This is a genomic window from Culturomica massiliensis, from assembly GCF_900091655.1.
Lineage (GTDB): Bacteria > Bacteroidota > Bacteroidia > Bacteroidales > Marinifilaceae > Culturomica > Culturomica massiliensis.
The window spans coordinates 2,851,720-2,867,123 of sequence record NZ_LT594621.1 but is presented as its reverse complement, the minus strand read 5'-3'; the positions used below and the strand labels follow the sequence as shown (position 1 = coordinate 2,867,123).

Annotated in this window: 12 protein-coding genes and 1 tRNA gene; 10 read left to right on the top strand and 3 right to left on the bottom strand. The window is 43.5% G+C overall.

What is annotated here, in order from left to right; genetic code table 11:
• Positions 1 to 74: 74 nt before the first annotated feature.
• The 8 genes from BN8908_RS13160 (at position 75) to BN8908_RS13120 (ending at position 9,327) form a co-directional block, all read left to right on the top strand.
• A tRNA-Val gene (locus BN8908_RS13160) sits at positions 75 to 149 on the top strand.
• A gap of 359 nt (positions 150 to 508) precedes the next feature.
• The gene (locus BN8908_RS13150; protein ID WP_068691051.1) at positions 509 to 1,093 is read left to right on the top strand and encodes an ORF6N domain-containing protein; all 585 of its coding nucleotides are present in this window, start codon (positions 509 to 511) and stop codon (positions 1,091 to 1,093) included.
• Positions 1,094 to 2,025: 932 nt separating this feature from the next.
• Positions 2,026 to 2,238: a hypothetical protein gene (locus BN8908_RS13145; protein WP_068691050.1), complete on the top strand. Its 213-nt coding sequence runs from the start codon at positions 2,026 to 2,028 to the stop codon at positions 2,236 to 2,238.
• Between the two features lie 175 nt (positions 2,239 to 2,413).
• Positions 2,414 to 2,884 carry a ribonuclease HI gene (rnhA, locus tag BN8908_RS13140; protein ID WP_021989284.1) on the top strand — a complete coding sequence of 157 codons (471 nt, stop codon included), beginning with the start codon at positions 2,414 to 2,416 and terminating at the stop codon, positions 2,882 to 2,884.
• 132 nt (positions 2,885 to 3,016) lie between these two features.
• Positions 3,017 to 3,985 (top strand): NAD-dependent epimerase/dehydratase family protein, encoded by a 969-nt coding sequence (locus BN8908_RS13135; RefSeq protein WP_021989283.1) that lies wholly within the window; start codon positions 3,017 to 3,019, stop codon positions 3,983 to 3,985.
• A gap of 360 nt (positions 3,986 to 4,345) precedes the next feature.
• A complete protein-coding gene (gene rnr / locus BN8908_RS13130; protein WP_068692300.1) occupies positions 4,346 to 6,571 on the top strand; it encodes a ribonuclease R in 2,226 nt (741 codons plus the stop codon).
• Between the two features lie 23 nt (positions 6,572 to 6,594).
• The gene (locus BN8908_RS13125) at positions 6,595 to 8,061 is read left to right on the top strand and encodes a carbon starvation CstA family protein (RefSeq protein ID WP_068691048.1); all 1,467 of its coding nucleotides are present in this window, start codon (positions 6,595 to 6,597) and stop codon (positions 8,059 to 8,061) included.
• A 21-nt stretch (positions 8,062 to 8,082) separates the two neighbouring features.
• Positions 8,083 to 9,327, top strand: a complete 1,245-nt coding sequence (locus tag BN8908_RS13120; RefSeq protein WP_021989280.1) for a M23 family metallopeptidase — start codon at positions 8,083 to 8,085, stop codon at positions 9,325 to 9,327.
• Here the strand turns inward: BN8908_RS13120 and BN8908_RS13115 are convergent, their stop codons facing one another.
• The gene (locus BN8908_RS13115; protein ID WP_068691046.1) at positions 9,328 to 11,445 is read right to left on the bottom strand and encodes a DUF3352 domain-containing protein; all 2,118 of its coding nucleotides are present in this window, start codon (positions 11,443 to 11,445) and stop codon (positions 9,328 to 9,330) included.
• 339 nt (positions 11,446 to 11,784) lie between these two features.
• Between BN8908_RS13115 and BN8908_RS13110 the strand changes: the two genes are divergently transcribed.
• Together BN8908_RS13110 and BN8908_RS13105 are read left to right on the top strand one after the other, a co-directional pair.
• Positions 11,785 to 12,330, top strand: coding sequence for a chromate transporter (locus tag BN8908_RS13110; protein WP_021989278.1), 546 nt, complete (start codon positions 11,785 to 11,787; stop codon positions 12,328 to 12,330).
• The gene (locus BN8908_RS13105; protein ID WP_021989277.1) at positions 12,330 to 12,863 is read left to right on the top strand and encodes a chromate transporter; all 534 of its coding nucleotides are present in this window, start codon (positions 12,330 to 12,332) and stop codon (positions 12,861 to 12,863) included. The genes BN8908_RS13110 and BN8908_RS13105 overlap by 1 nt, the downstream gene beginning before the upstream one ends.
• A 15-nt stretch (positions 12,864 to 12,878) precedes the next feature.
• Here the strand turns inward: BN8908_RS13105 and BN8908_RS13100 are convergent, their stop codons facing one another.
• Positions 12,879 to 14,234 (bottom strand): DNA recombination protein RmuC, encoded by a 1,356-nt coding sequence (locus BN8908_RS13100; protein WP_227461815.1) that lies wholly within the window; start codon positions 14,232 to 14,234, stop codon positions 12,879 to 12,881.
• On the bottom strand, positions 14,231 to 15,280 hold the full coding sequence (gene rlmN / locus BN8908_RS13095; RefSeq protein WP_068692298.1) for a dual-specificity RNA methyltransferase RlmN: 1,050 nt from the start codon (positions 15,278 to 15,280) through the stop codon (positions 14,231 to 14,233). The genes BN8908_RS13100 and rlmN overlap by 4 nt, the downstream gene beginning before the upstream one ends.
• Positions 15,281 to 15,404 lie beyond the last annotated feature (124 nt).

Genomic DNA, 15,404 nt, shown 5'->3' with positions numbered 1-15,404 from the left:
GTAAACTTTTTACCGGATGTTTTGGAGAAAAAGAAAAAAGCACTACATTTGTCCCGCAATAAAATGAATTGCACGGGTTCTTAGCTCAGTTGGTTCAGAGCATCTGGTTTACACCCAGAGGGTCGGGGGTTCGAATCCCTCAGGACCCACCTCAGAGAGAAGCTTTAAGGCTTCTCTTTTTTTATTGCCCAAAGAAGGGGGATTCCGGGCGAAAGACCGGGAGGATTGTAAGCATAGGAATAGTATCAATTTAAGATGGGCAAAAGGAACGGTTCCGCTGACCCGTTTTGTCTGACAACACAAGGACGGGCGGAAGTATTGATTCTCCCAATGGGAGTACGGAACCGTTGTACATAAAGCGTGAAATATTTCAGATGCTCCGATCGACAGATGCTCGCAACACCTTCCACCCGCGGAACAGAATCCACATTCCACACCCTGTAATTTTTGTAAATATACTGAATTTCAGTTAAATTTGTCATATACAATCTGAATATACCTGAAAATTATGGATCAGTTACAGACGATACAAAGCAAAATATATGAGATCAGAGGACAAAGGGTGATGCTGGACCGCGATCTGGCAGAAATGTATCAGGTTACAACAGGTAATCTGAATAAGGCAGTCCAAAGAAATATCAAGCGTTTCCCGCTTGACTTTATGTTTCAGTTAACTAAGGAAGAATTTGAAGAATTGAAGGCAAACTTGATATTCCAAAATGGAAGATCAAACTGGGGAGGAACCCGTAAGTTTCCCTATGCTTTTACCGAGCAAGGGTTGGCAATGCTTTCAGGAATATTGAATTCTGATATAGCTATACAGGTAAATATAAATATCATGCGTGCTTTCGTTGCGATGAGGCAACTTATTTCCAATCCTCCGACGGATAAAAGCTCGCTGCTTCAAAGGGAAGTAAAGGAGTTGAAAGAATATATTGAAGAAATGTTTGCTGATCAGAACGATATTAACGAGGATACCCGGACGCAACTTGAATTGATTAACCGGACACTTGCAGAATTGCAGGTGCAAAAGAAACTGTCCTCAACTCCCCGCAGGCCCATTGGGTTTATCAGGCCAGAAGAAAATGATTGATCTGCTTTGGTTTTAATACACAGAAAAAATTAGCTATAAATAATTCAGAATATCATGCAGTCAGGGAAAGGCAGGAACCGGCGAAGCCAGGGAAGCAGAACTTGAAAAAGTAATCTGATATAACGCCATTCATAAACTGATTTATTCTATTGGGAAAATATGAAGTCTGAATTTTGAAATATTTTTTGCTTGTACATAAGAAATGTTCCAGGATCATGTATACCCCTGAAATAAATCATGTAGAATCTGAAGACAGGATTATTTCTGTTTGCCCTCGAAAATTAACAAGCGTTCAGCATTTCTTTATTACCGGTAATCGGCCGACTTTTTGGACTGTTCACGGATCATGCAGTGGGAGGGGGATGAGGAAAAGAAAAAGTTTTGAGGGGAAAAATAATTCATGAAATAGAAGCGATTGAAAAATTGAAATGTTTGACGCATGATGAGACAGTTTTGCATACATTAGATCCGGTGATTAAAAGAGCGGTGTAATTTGTTGCGGATGAAAGTCATTCCGTGGTAATTTATCAATTTTTTGTAACAGATTTAATGTATAATTAAATAAACAAATATACACATGCTTATTGATGTGTATTGTTTAATCTTATACGAGTAAAAAGCGGGTGTCTGTATGATATTTTGTCGATATATTATTTGAAGTCAAATATTTATGCTTTGAATTGATTTGGCAAATGTATTTGTATTTAATGCTGTTGCGTTTTATGTAAGATATAACTGTGAATATGAAAAAGCCCGTTAAAAATACGGGAAAGAAAAACCTTATAATGTTCAAAGAACCTGAATTATTTTGATACTGTTTCCTAAGTGTGTATGAACCTTTTTTTCTATTTCTTGTGAAAGTCCGGCTCTAACTTTTTCCATTTCTCTGCGTACTATTTTTACGATAATGCTTTGTTTTAATGATGAATACTATGAGCACGAAGAAAAAAACACAAAAGGTAAAGCCGGAGATGACAGATGCCGAGAGAATCCGGGAAGACGAGAGGTTGCGCGAAGCGTATGAAGATACTTTGGGGGAGATATTGGAAAACGACGACGAAGATGCTAGGGATAACCTGGCCGATTATATGGATGAACTGAAAGAGGAATCGGAAAATGTCGGACGCCCTCCACAAACAGATTGATGTTACGATAAAAAACAGTAAACAAACGGTTTCGTTGGGCTATTTTCTTACAGGAAAATAGCCTGTTTTTACTTTCAGCTATCCTGTCGCCTGGAATTGGAACTTATTAAAAGAAAATTTAATTTTGAACGCTTGATGCGGAGGGTACAATATTATATAGTGGTGTGACAAATTTATGGGAAATCAGATAACGATATATACGGATGGTGCTGCCAGCGGAAATCCGGGGCCGGGAGGATTCGGCGTGGTATTGATGGCCGGACCTTACCGGAAAGAATTGATGGGTGGGTTTCGGCTGACGACAAACAACCGGATGGAATTGCTGGCTGTCATCGTCGGGTTGGAGGCTTTGAAAAACGAGGGTGAGGAGGTAACGATTTATTCCGATTCCCGTTATGTGGTAGATGCCGTTGAAAAAGGATGGGTATTCGGTTGGGAAAAAAAAGCATTCAACGGAAAGAAAAATCCCGATTTGTGGAAACGCTTCCTGTTAATTTACCGGAAACATAAGGTTCGTTTTGTTTGGGTGAAAGGACATGCCGATAATCCGGAGAACGAACGCTGCGACCAATTGGCTGTTTCTGCGTATAAACGTACTGATTTACAGATAGATTATTTTTATGAAGCTGAGAATAAGAATACCTGATAAATTTTTACTTAAATGCTAAAAAATATTTCATTTTTTAGCTTTGTAAAAAATTTTAATTATTACATTTGTAACGATTTCGACGGAGGTAGGTGCTGTTGAATTAAGAACAATTTAAAATTAAATTCTGCAATGAAAAAGATATTAATAGTCGGTGCAGGAGGACAGATCGGATCCGAACTGGTTCCTCATTTGAGATCTCTTTATGGGAATAATAATGTCGTGGCTGCTGATATCAGCGCTGAAAAATGTAAGGCACTGGCTGAGGCCGGACCGTTTGAGGAATTGAATGCCCTCGACGGAGAAAAATATACCGCTATTGTAAAGAAATACGGTATTGATACGATTTTTAACATGGTTGCTTTATTGTCGGCTACCGGAGAAAAAAATCCGAAATTGGCATGGGACATTAATATCGGAGCATTGACCAATTCATTGTACATTGCAAAGGATAATAATTGTGCCGTATTTACACCGAGCTCTATCGGCGCTTTCGGTAAGGATACGCCGAAAGATAAAACACCGCAGGACACGTTGCAGCGCTCCAATACGACGATTTACGGGGTATGTAAAGTGACCGGAGAATTGTTGAGCGATTACTATTACAACCGTTTCGGTGTGGATGCCCGGAGCGTACGTTTCCCGGGATTGATTTCCTATGTGACGCTGCCCGGTGGCGGTACAACCGATTATGCAGTAGAGATATATTATGATGCAATCCGTAAGGGTTCGTTTACCTGCAATGTAAAGGCTGGCACATATATGGACATGATGTATATGCCGGATGCTTTGCGGGCTGTCGTTGAGTTGATGGAAGCTGACCCGGCCAAATTGAAGCACCGGAACAGCTTTAACATTGCTGCGATGAGTTTCGAGCCGGAACAGATCGCTGCGGAAATTCGCAAACATATTCCGGATTTCAAAATGGATTATCAGGTAGATCCCGTAAAACAGGCAATTGCCGACAGTTGGCCGAACAGCATGGACGATTCATGTGCTCATGAAGAATGGGGATGGAAAGCTGAATACAACTTGCAGAATATGACGACGGATATGCTTGTTAAGGTAAAAGAAAAATTCGATGCAGGATTGATAAAATAAGACAAGTTACTTTTATAAGTAATTGTTCAAAATCAAGTATATAGTTCAGTACTTTAAGTGTCTGTACACAAAGAGACTGCAAAACTATTGAATAAGTCAACAGACTTATATGAAAACCGTTTGGAAATTTTCCGGACGGTTTTTTTATGGCTTTAGGAATACTTCGGTGAAAAAAGGAAGATGTTCCGGGAGAGAATGGATTTTTTTCTTTTTTTGAGTACACTCTGTTTTTTAATCATTAAATTTAGGGCATCGAAATCCGAGAGTACGATCGGTTGTTGAGTCTGGCCCTTTAGGAAATGCCGTATGTGCCATAGCCTGCTGACTTCCAGCCTTTGTCTTTCGGCAAAATTTATGAATATGTCGAAAAATAAGAAAAAGGGAGAAGCGATCATTGCTAAGCCCGAATTGAGGAAGAGATTGGGAGAATTGTTTGAACAACATCCCGGCTCATGCTATAATTACAAGCAGGTGGCAAAACACTTGGAAGTGAAGAATATGGAAACGAAGCGGTTGATCGTAGAAGTGTTGGAGGAGATGCGCGATGCCGGAGAGTTGTTGGAGGAAACACCGGGGAAATACAGGAGTAAAGCGATAGGTTCCTATGTCACCGGGATTGTTGATCTCACGGCGAAGGGTGCCGCCTATATCCTTTCGGAAGAGAGCAAAGACGACATATTTGTCGCATTTCCGAATTTACGCCATGCGCTGAATGGAGATAAGGTAAAAGTATGGGTATATGCCCGCAGGCGTAACAGCCGTCCGGAGGGAGAAGTGGTGGAGATTCTGGAGCGGAAACGGACGACGTTTGTCGGTATTATTCAGCGTTCGAAAAACTATGCTTTTCTGATGCCCAGCGGTAAGCAATTGCCTTACGATGTCTTTGTACCGTTGGCTCAGTTGCATGGAGCCAAAGACGGGGATAAAGTGGTGGTAGAAATTACCGAATGGCCGGAAGCCCAGAAGAATCCTGTCGGAACGGTTATACAAGTATTGGGAAAACCGGGGGATAACGATACGGAAATGAATGCTATTATGGCGGAATATGAGTTACCGGTGGCCTTCCCGACAAAAGTGCTCAAAGCTTCCGAACGTATTCCGATGGAACTGCCGGCTGATGAAGTTGCCCGGCGTAAGGATTTCCGGAAAGCAGTGACCTTTACGATCGACCCGAAGGATGCAAAGGACTTCGACGACGCTTTGTCGGTCAGAAAAATCAAGAACGGGCTTTATGAAATCGGGGTGCATATTGCTGATGTCAGTTATTATGTAGCTCCGGATACGGCTTTGGACAAGGAAGCTTATAACCGTGCGACCTCTGTGTATCTCGTCGACCGTACGGTTCCGATGTTGCCGGAGAAATTGTCGAATGGCGTATGTTCGTTGCGTCCGGATGAAGAAAAACTCTGTTTTTCCGCCGTTTTCAAGATGAATGATAATGCCGAAGTGTTGGAGCAATGGTTCGGACGTACGGTAATCAAATCGAATCGCCGCTATACCTATGAAGAGGCGCAGGCAATCATCGAAGGGAATGCAGGCGACTATAAGGAAGAAATACTGCTGTTGAATGATCTGGCACAGAAATTACGGGCAGAACGGTTTAAAAACGGAGCTCTCGATTTTGATCATGTTGAAGTGAAATTCGATCTGGACGAAAAAGGAAAACCTTTAGGGGTGTATTTTAAAGAGTCCAAAGAAGCCAATAAGCTGATCGAGGAATTTATGCTGCTGGCCAATAAAAAGGTTGCGGAGAAGGTCGGAAAAATAAAAGGGAATCAGAAGGAAAAGACATTTGTATATCGTATTCACGATAAGCCTTTCGATGAGAAGCTGGAAGAATTTAATAAATTTATCGGCCGTTTCGGTTATGGATTGAAACTGGGAAGCCGGAAAGCGTTGACCTCTTCAATCAATGGCCTGATGCAGAAAGTGAAGGGACGTCCCGAACAGAATATGATTGAAACTCTGGCTGTACGTACCATGGCAAAAGCGGTTTACTCGACCATGAATATCGGACATTACGGTCTGGCTTTTGAGTATTACACCCATTTTACGTCGCCTATCCGCCGCTATCCGGATGTAATGGTGCATCGTTTGCTGCAACGTTATCTGGACGGAGGACGTTCGGCCAACCGGGACCGTTACGAAGAATGGTGCAAACATTCGTCGGAAATGGAGCAGTTGGCGGCAAATGCCGAACGGGCTTCCATAAAGTATAAGCAGGTTGAATACATGTCGGATAAAATCGGTCAGGATTTTATCGGGACGATTTCAGGAGTTACCCAATGGGGATTTTATGTGGAATTGGACGATTCGAAGTGTGAAGGTCTGGTGTCCATAACCGAACTGGAAGACGATTATTATGAATTCGACGAGAAAAATTATTGCATTGTCGGAAGGCATCACGGGAAGCGTTATCAGTTAGGAGATAAAGTGAAGGTAAGGGTAGCAAAGGCGAATCTGGTTGCCCGGCAGTTGGATTTTGTTTTGGCTGAGGTGGTGAAAAAACAGGAACGTCAGATGCGGGAAGAAAAGTGGGAAAAGAGAGAAAAAAGAGGGAAAAAGAAAAATAAAGGAAGAAAATAGTTAAATTGAAAATAGATTAAGTTGTGGTTTCTTTTAGTGTCTGTTTGCTGATATTGATTGTCGGCTATTTTGTGTATGGAAAATACGTAGAGCGGATATTCGGACCTGATGCAAAGCGGCAGACTCCGGCTGTGACCAAAGCTGACGGAGTGGATTATATCCCGTTGCCGACCTGGAAGATTTTTATGATTCAGTTCTTGAATATTGCTGGTTTGGGACCTATTTTCGGTGCGATTATGGGAGCGAAATTCGGGACGGCGTCCTATTTGTGGATCGTTCTGGGCAGTGTTTTAGCTGGAGCCGTGCATGATTATTTTTCAGGGATGTTGTCTATGCGTCACGGAGGAGAGAGTTTGCCCGAGATAATCGGACGTTACCTGGGAATGACGACAAAGCAGGTGATGCGGGTGTTTACGGTGGTGTTGATGATACTGGTAGGAGCTGTTTTTGTGGCCGGGCCGGCCGGACTTTTGGCGAAACTGACACCCGATTCTTTGGACACGACATTCTGGATCATTGTTGTATTCCTTTATTATATTTTGGCTACACTTCTGCCGATAGATAAGATTATCGGTAAGATTTATCCGGTTTTTGCCATAGCTTTGTTGTTTATGGCCGTCGGTATTTTGGTCATGTTGTATGTCTATCATCCGGCTTTGCCCGAATTGTGGGACGGCGTCCAGAATACACATCCCAACGCTGCGGCTTTGCCGGTATTTCCGATTATGTTCGTGAGTATAGCCTGTGGTGCGATTTCGGGCTTTCATGCTACCCAATCGCCGATGATGGCCCGTTGTCTGAAAAATGAGACGTATGGCCGGCCGGTGTTTTACGGTGCGATGATTACAGAAGGTATTGTGGCTTTGATCTGGGCGGCAGCAGCAACCTATTTTTATCATGAAAACGGTATGGGGGAAAATAATGCCTCCGTCATTGTTGATGCGATTACGAAAAACTGGCTGGGGACCATAGGCGGCGTTCTGGCGATTTTAGGCGTGATTGCAGCACCGATAACCTCGGGAGATACGGCTTTTCGTTCCGCCCGTTTGATTGTGGCGGATTTTATGCATATGGAACAGAAAAGTATCCGCCGGCGTTTGTATATTTGTATTCCCATGTTTTTGGCAGCGATTGCCCTGTTATTGTATAGCATGGAGGATGCCGCGGGCTTCGATATGATCTGGCGGTATTTTGCTTGGTCCAATCAGACACTTTCCGTGTTTACATTATGGGCCATAACGGTTTTTTTGGTCGTATCCGGAAAAAATTACTGGATTACACTCATTCCGGCATTGTTTATGACATGCGTATGTTCTACCTACCTTTGCATTGCGCCTGAAGGTTTCGGACTTCCGCATGCGCTGTCTTATTATGCGGGGCTGGGATGTGTTGTTGTTGCCATCATTTGGTTTGTAGCCTGGAAAACCAAGGGGAACAGAGGCAAGCGATGGTCGGAAAATCGTTTTTTGGATAACAAAACAGATAGCTGAATAGATAAATTTAATCGTAATATGACGAAAAAAAAGCAGATTATTTTTTCTTCTCTTTTGGGGATTATTTTATTGTTGGTGATTTTTATGCCGAAACGCTGGACACCTGTCGAATCGTTGGATGAGGTCGATATTGTCGATTCGTTGGAGGTGCAGAAGATCGTCTATAAATATGGTATTCCGTTGAATGATTATGAGGTGGATTACGGCGTTGTAAAACGCAATCAGAGTTTATCGGTTATTTTGGAGACACATGGATTGACGGGCCGTCAGGTGCATCAGCTTGCTCAAAACTCGAAGGGCGTGTTCGATGTCAGAAAAATCCGTGGCGGTCAGTCGTATGCTTTCTTTTCGACAAAAGACAGTATTCCCGAACCGGTTTATTTTGTGTATGAGGCCGATCCCCGTTCCTATGTCGTTTTCGATTTACGGGAAAATGGTAAAGTTACCATCGGGAAATATCCCGTAGAATGGGTTCCCAAATCTGTTAAAGGAAAAGTCGAATCGTCTTTGTGGAATGCCATGGTGAGTTGTAATGCAGACCCCTTATTGGCCGTCGAGCTATCCCGGATATTCGGCTGGACAATCGATTTTTTCGGCCTGCAAAAAGAAGATGAATTCCGGGTGCTTTACAAGCAGGAGAGTGTGGAAGGACAAGAGTTGTCTAATTTCAGTATTGTGGGTGCGGTATTCGTTCATGCCGACAGTGCGTATTATGCGATCCCTTTTTTGCAGGATGGGGAAGTGCTCTTTTTCAATGAGCACGGTAAAAGTCTGGAAGGGGCATTCCTCAAGGCTCCGCTTGATTTTTTCCGGATATCTTCCCGTTTCTCCAATAGCCGCTATCATCCGGTGTTGAAAATCTACCGGGCTCATCATGGGGTCGATTATGCCGCTCCGGTGGGCACTCCGGTGTATGCAATCGGTGCGGGAACGGTGATAGCCAAAGGCTATCAGGCTAAAGGAGGAGGAAACTATTTGAAAATCAAACACAATGGAACGTATGTGACATGTTATATGCATTTGTCCCGTTTTGAAAAAGGAATCAAAGTCGGTTCGAAAGTGGCTCAAAAAGAAGTTATCGGTTATGTCGGTAGTACAGGATTGGCAACCGGACCGCATCTGGATTTCCGGGTGTATGAGAATGGGAAACCGATCAATCCGTTGACCATTAAATCACAGCCCAAGAGTCCGGTAAAACCGGAAAATCTCGCCCGTTTTACTATTTTGAAGGATACGATTATCGGACAGTTGAGACAACTTTAATCAGAATTTGACTTTTTTGTCGTTTTCTCCGGTCACTTTATAGTAGTGCCAGGTGCCGCTGCGGAGTCCTTTCTTATATTTGCCTTCACAAAGGAGGTGGCCCGTTGTATAATAGAAATGGGCTGTCCCATGACGTTTGCCCCGCCGGTACTCCAGTTCCGTGCGTAAAATGCCGTCCGGAAAATATTCCCGGTAGATTTTGATATTCCCGCGGTCGTATTCGATCTCGGCTTTAAGTTTGTCGTTGTCGTAAAACAAGCGGGCTAACCCGTTGGCTTTCCCGTTGTCAAACGGAACCTGGCCTGCAAGTCGGTTGTTGCGGTTGTAAATGTTCCAGAAACCTTCCGGAGCACCGTCTTTCAGGCGTCCTTTCATAATGAATTTTTCCGACTCCCAGGTGTAATCCGTAAGGGTGCTGATGAGAATACTGTCGGGAATGGCCGGAAGGTAACGACCGGACTCAATTTCATCTGCCAATTGCTCGAAATTTTCATTGATCTCTTTGATTTCGTAATCTTCGGGAGCGTTGAGATTATAACGGGCAACGATACGGGTTTTAAACAATCCTTCGCCTTGAGTCAGTTCCATACCGAATTGTTCAAAGCTTAAAGCTGCGTTTCGGTTGGAATTTAGTTCTTTGCGCGATTTTTCGGGTATGGATAAATAGAGATAGCGATAGAGATTCGGCATATTGACGTACAACTGGATATTGGAATCGTTATCCAATTGTGTATTTAAGACATTGTATTTCTCACTGTTAGCTAAAGTTTGTCCGAGAATGTATTTTTTTATTGTCGTCGTCAGGGCTGCGGGGGAATTACTGAATAAAACATAATCTCCGATTATGGTATAATAAGGTTTTTCCAGCCTGTCGAACAGTCCTCCGGCGAATAAGCGGAAGAATCCTTTCAGGCTAAGGTAATTGATGGTGTATCCGTTATAATTGATGTTTCTGAATTTAACCGGAGTGCGGAGCCGGATCTGTTCGGAAAGGTAATTCAGCTGGTCTTGGGCGTAGTCGATGTCTTTACTGTGAATGGCCAGAATAACGGTTTGCATCGGTTGTTCGCCGGCACACTCCGGTTTGATTAAGGCAATTTCATTGCCGATCCAGGAGGTGAAAATATCGAGTACGTCGATTTTTAAAAATTTGTTGAGTTTTTGCAGGGAAGCATCATACGTGTTCCATTGACCGGGATTTTGGGTACGATAATTGTCGGTCAGTGCTTTTTTTAAATCGGCAAAAGAACTGTAGCAAAAGGAAAGATAAGAGGCTGTATTGTCCCCGGCGATTTCCTTGATATGAGAGGTACCTCTTCCGATGCTCTTTATCGCGTTTAAAATAGGAGAATATGCGGTGTCCGGTAAACTGCATCCTGTAAAAACGATCTCTTCGTTTTTCAGATTTACAGATAAAAAAGTGCTGTCGAGAAAAGCTGTTTCGTTTTTATCCGTCAGTGCGGAAATATCGCTTCCCAGCCAATGTCCTAATTCCCGGTGGTTAAGATAAAGGGTGATGTCGTTTTTATAGTTTTCTGTTTTCTGCTTTTTGCGGTCTTCACAGGTTTTCACCGATTCTTTTACCAATTCCTCGGAAAGTGATCCGATAAGCAAATTATCCTGAAAAGTATAATAAAATATGTAGTTCTCATATAGTAAACGGTTGATACGATTGGGTTGTTTACTGATTCTTAAACCGTAGTCCTTTATCAGCGCCGGAAGAAAGTCTTCGAACGTTTTGATAACATTCAGCTTTTGCAGATCGCATACGTAGAGAAAATCGTATTTTCCGCTTGGGAGACGGTGGCAGGAAAGGGCGAACGGACGATCCGTGACCAGCGAGCGTAAAGTGGGGTATACGCCGGCCAGGGAGTCGGCAAGCTCGATGTTGCGGTGGTATTCCTGAAAATAGGGATAGTCTTTCAGGGATTGCCAGATGGTATTGGGTTTTAATTTATTATAAACATTATTGAAAGACGGAGTCCGGACAATAAACAATGCATTGGCAGGAATAGCCATATTGATGGAATAGCGGCGTGCATCGCGGAAAATGGCAAACCATACGAGAACTGCGATTAGTACCACACTGGCGGATAAGATGATCAGACGCTTTTTCATAATTTAGAAATTTGGCCGCAAGACACATTTAATTGCAGATCGTAAATTTACGATTTTAGATTGAACCCACAATCCGGTTGTTAAAGTATTATAGATTATATTCATAATCTCTCTCTGCAAAAAAGAGGAATCGAAAATCATAAATCATTGTACATATAAATTGTAAATTTTAAATTGCTTGACAAAGGGATTCGTTGCCGGATTTATTTAATCTAAAATTTAAAATCGTAAATCTACAATTAAAATATACCTTTGTGTCGGATTCGGATGAATCATCGCCGGCCTCGGTAACGTACAATAAGGGGCAGGTTTTATTTGTCAATTCGTAATTGAACGATTATGAATTTGTATTTCCGTTTATTTTGGGCTTTTTTCAAGATCGGGGCATTCACTTTCGGTGGAGGGTATGCCATGATTCCGCTGATCCAGCGGGAAGTGGTCGACCGGAAAAAATGGCTGGAAGAAGATGAATTTATCGATATGCTGGCGATAGCCCAATCGGTACCCGGACCTATTTCTCTGAATACGGCTGTTTTTGTCGGTAATAAAATGCGGGGAATAAAGGGAAGTCTGATTTCAGGCTTGGGGATTATTCTCCCTTCTTTTATTGTTATTTTGCTCATCGCTCTGGTATTTACCGAATTCAAGGACAACCCCGGAGTGGAGCGGGTATTCAAGGGAATCCGCCCGGCTGTTGTGGCATTGATTGCTGCCCCGTTGTGGAATATGGGTAAAAAAGCGGGTATTACCTGGAGAACCTTGTGGATTCCGGTTGCCGCGGCTTTGCTGATCTGGCTGGCCGGAATATCCCCGGTATATATCGTTATGGTGGCGATAGCCGGCGGTATCGGCTGGTATATGTTGCAATTGAAAAAGAGAAAGTAATGGATGAATGGAGTTTGTATCTGAGCTTGTTCTGGGCCTTTTTCAAAATCGGGCTTTTCGGTTTCGGAGGTGGTTATGCCATGATTTCTTTGATCCAGCACGAGGTCGTTGAAGTTCACCACTGGATCAGTGTTTCCGACTTTACGGATATAGTGGCTATTTCGCAGACAACACCGGGACCTATCGCTTTTAATACGGCCACTTATATCGGTTATACGGCTACGGGAAGTGTATGGGGGTCTGCCGTATGTACCCTTGCGGTAAGCCTGCCTTCGATCATATTGATGACACTGGTATGCCGTTTCTTCTTTATGTTCCGGGATAATGCTTATGTAGCAGCTATATTGGGAGCATTAAAACCGACAGTGATCGGCCTGATTGCTGCGGCAGCCCTGTTGCTGATGAACGGGCGTAATTTTGAGGATTATAAAAGCTGGTTGATTTTTGGCATAGTTTTTCTGGCTTCCCTGAAAAAAGTCGATCCCATACTATTGATTATATTGGCGGGAGTAGCAGGCTATTTCCTATATTAGAACCTGTGTCCGGAATCAGTTTTCTTCTTCCGGAAGGTCCTCTTGTCCGATGGGTATCAGCAATTCGCTTTCGCTTTGCGGAAGTGCTTCTACATTGCGCAAATGCCGTTGTATAGCCCGTGTCCGTTTGCCCATCACTTCTTCGATCTGGTTATTGGCCGTTTGTATATTTTTCTGGGCTTTTTCGAGCATGCCTCCGAACTTTTCGAATTCGGTTTTAACGGCACCCAACACCTTCCAGACTTCACTGCTCCGTTTTTGGATGGCCAACGTACGGAATCCCATTTGCAGACTGTTGAGAATGGCAGCCAGGGTGGTCGGACCGGTCACAATCACTTTATAATCGCGTTGAAGCTGCTCTAACAGGCTGGCCCGGCGGACCACTTCGCCGTAAATAGACTCGAACGGTAAAAACATGATTCCGAAATCTGTTGTATAAGGCGGGTCCAGGTATTTGTCATGGATGTCCTTCGCCATCGCTTTTATGGTTTGCTCGATGTTTCGGGAAGCCGCGTCCAGTTCTGACGTATCTCCTGAATCGTAAGCATTTTGAAGCTGCTCGTATGCATCTTTGGGAAATTTGGCGTCGATGGGAAGGTACACACAATTACCGCTATCGTCTTTACCCGGCAACTTAATGGCAAATTCGACAAGCGTATCCGATCCCTTTCTGGTTTTTACATTGGCTTCGTATTGTTCCGGTGCCAGAATCTGCTCCAGCAACATTTCCAACTGGACTTCCCCGATACAACCGCGCATTTTGACATTTCCCAGTACTTTTTTCAGCCCCCCGACATCCTGGGCCAGCGATTGCATCTCGCCCAAGCCTTTCTGTACATGTTCGAGTTGCTTGCTTACCATTTCAAACGATTGGCCGATACGTTCGTTCAGTGTTTTCTGAAGTTTTTCGTCTACAGTCGACCGCATTTCATCCAGGCGTTTTTCCGTGGATTGCAGCAGTTCGCTTTGTTTTTTACTCAACTCTCCAAATTTTTCCCGTTGGAGCTCATTGAAACTTTGTATGTTTTCAGTAAATATTTTCCGGAATTCCTGGAAAGATGAATCAAGAGTCCGCCGGACAGTTTCCAGTGATTGAAAATTTTGTTCGGCAATATGCTTTAAGCTTTCAGCATTTTCCGTTCGGAAAGCTCCTAACGATTTCGCAAGCTCTTCGCGGTTCTCGCGGGCTGTTTTGGAATGGTTTTCCAATAAATAGCGGCACTCTTCCCGTATGATTTTTTCCAGCCGGCCGATGTCTTCCCGCAAAGAAGACAATTCGGCTGTCGCATGATCGTTCTTTTTACGCAAGAGTAATGCGATGATAAAAACATTCAGCAACAGGAGTATTGCGGATAAGATATACATAATCATTTCTTTTTATTGGCTTTATTGGCTAACTGTCCGCAGGCGGCATCGATGTCTTTTCCTTTGCTGCGTCGGATATTGACGATCATATTACAGGATTCGAGAAAACGGATAAAAATGTCCCGTTGTTTCTCAGGGCTGTGGCGAAACGGGGAGTTTTCTACGGCATTGTATTCGATAATGTTGATTTTTACGGGAAATTGACGGCAATAAGCTGCTAAAACCTTTGCATCCTCCAATGAATCGTTTATTCCTGCCAGTAACAGATATTCGAATGTGGGGCGGATGCCTGTTTTGCCTGTAAAATATTTCAGGCTTTCTGCCAGTTCTGCCAGGGAGTGAGCCCGGTTTACCGGCATAAGCTTACTCCGGATCTCTTCACGGGCGGAATGTAAGGAAACGGCCAGATTAAAACGTACGTCATCGTCTGCCAGTTGCCGGATTTTGTCCGGAATACCGGCTGTGGAAACGGTAATGCGGGAAGGCGACATGGCCAGGCCGTCTTCCGCTGTAATCCGGTCGATAGCCCGGAGTACATTGTCGTAATTCATCAAAGGTTCGCCCATGCCCATAAAGACGATATTCGATAACTGCGATTCCCGTTTCTCTGCTTCTTCCCGGGCAGCAACGACCTGATCGAATATTTCTCCCGGAGTAAGATTCCGCTTGAAGCCTAAAGTACCTGTCGCACAAAAACTGCATCCTAATTGGCAGCCTGCCTGAGAGGATACACAAACCGTATAGCGGTCGTTGCCGGGAATCAGTACGCTTTCCACATAATTCCCGTCATGCAGGCGCCAGGCTGTTTTGGTCGTACCGTCTGTTGCCGATTGAATGCGGTCGGCCGTAAGAGAATCGAATATATATTGCCCGGCAAGCAACTCCCGTGTGCTTTTAGGCAAATTGGTCATTTCATCGAAACTATGTACTCCTTTCTGCCAGATCCATTGCCGGATTTGTTTGGCGCGGAAGGCTTTTTCTCCTTTTGAAGTCAGGAATTGAGCAATCTCCTCCGTCGTGATTTCCCTGATGTTTTGTTTTTCTGCTGTCATTTTGTTTTCTGAATGCAAAGTCAGGCTTATTTGAGCTACGCCGGAATGCATTTATCGGATACAAAAATAAGATAATTTTCAGTTTCCGGAATTTAAATAAGTAAAGTTCTCCGATTGATTTTAT

Coding starts and splice junctions, on each gene's coding strand:
- rlmN (WP_068692298.1), bottom strand. CDS start 15,280: ATGACAGCAGAAAAACAAAACATCAGGGAAATCACGACGGAGGAGATT.
- BN8908_RS13135 (WP_021989283.1), top strand. CDS start 3,017: ATGAAAAAGATATTAATAGTCGGTGCAGGAGGACAGATCGGATCCGAA.
- rnhA (WP_021989284.1), top strand. CDS start 2,414: ATGGGAAATCAGATAACGATATATACGGATGGTGCTGCCAGCGGAAAT.
- rnr (WP_068692300.1), top strand. CDS start 4,346: ATGTCGAAAAATAAGAAAAAGGGAGAAGCGATCATTGCTAAGCCCGAA.
- BN8908_RS13145 (WP_068691050.1), top strand. CDS start 2,026: ATGAGCACGAAGAAAAAAACACAAAAGGTAAAGCCGGAGATGACAGAT.
- BN8908_RS13110 (WP_021989278.1), top strand. CDS start 11,785: ATGAATTTGTATTTCCGTTTATTTTGGGCTTTTTTCAAGATCGGGGCA.
- BN8908_RS13115 (WP_068691046.1), bottom strand. CDS start 11,445: ATGAAAAAGCGTCTGATCATCTTATCCGCCAGTGTGGTACTAATCGCA.
- BN8908_RS13150 (WP_068691051.1), top strand. CDS start 509: ATGGATCAGTTACAGACGATACAAAGCAAAATATATGAGATCAGAGGA.
- BN8908_RS13100 (WP_227461815.1), bottom strand. CDS start 14,234: ATGATTATGTATATCTTATCCGCAATACTCCTGTTGCTGAATGTTTTT.
- BN8908_RS13120 (WP_021989280.1), top strand. CDS start 8,083: ATGACGAAAAAAAAGCAGATTATTTTTTCTTCTCTTTTGGGGATTATT.
- BN8908_RS13105 (WP_021989277.1), top strand. CDS start 12,330: ATGGATGAATGGAGTTTGTATCTGAGCTTGTTCTGGGCCTTTTTCAAA.